The organism is Vibrio scophthalmi LMG 19158 (assembly GCF_000222585.1).
In the GTDB taxonomy this organism is placed as follows: Bacteria; Pseudomonadota; Gammaproteobacteria; order Enterobacterales; family Vibrionaceae; genus Vibrio; species Vibrio scophthalmi.
The window spans coordinates 1-572 of record NZ_AFWE01000043.1 but is presented as its reverse complement, the minus strand read 5'-3'; the positions used below and the strand labels follow the sequence as shown (position 1 = coordinate 572).

At 43.2% G+C, this 572-nt stretch carries 1 protein-coding gene; it reads left to right on the top strand.

What is annotated here, in order from left to right; translation table 11 throughout:
* Positions 1-84: 84 nt before the first annotated feature.
* Positions 85-572 (top strand): IS110 family RNA-guided transposase (locus RH88_RS02615; RefSeq protein WP_005593266.1); only part of this gene is annotated, 488 nt, incomplete at its 3' end.

Sequence of the window (572 nt, the reverse complement as noted above, 5' to 3'; positions counted from 1 at the left end):
GGCTTTGATGTGATGGACGCACCTCCTTTTTAGCGTCGTTGTACCAAACTAATGGTGCAGCCATTGAGAACAGGAGTAACAAGCATGTCTATTAAAGTTGTTGGTATCGATCTAGCCAAAAACCTCTTTCAGGTATGCGTACTGAGTACCGATGGAAAAATAGTATCTAATCGCAAGGTTAAGCGGGATAAATTACTTGATACAATACGTCAGTTGCCGGATAAGACAGCTCTTGCTATGGAGTCTTGTGCAACGTCTCATCATTGGGGAAGAGCGTTTCAACAACTAGGGTTTAGCGTCACACTTATTCCTGCACAACACGTTAAGCCCTTTGTAGGAAGACAAAAGAATGATGCCAACGATGCAAGGGCAATCTGTGAAGCATTTTCAAGACCCGATATTCATTTTGTCCCCGTTAAATCTGTTGAGCAACAAGATCTAAAAGCATTGCGTAGCGTCCGTAAACGCTTGGTAGAACAACGAACAGCACTTGCTAATCAGATAAGAGGCTTAGTCGCTGAATATGGCATTATTTTCCCTCAATCTATTAAGGTGCTACGGAGCCAGTTCCC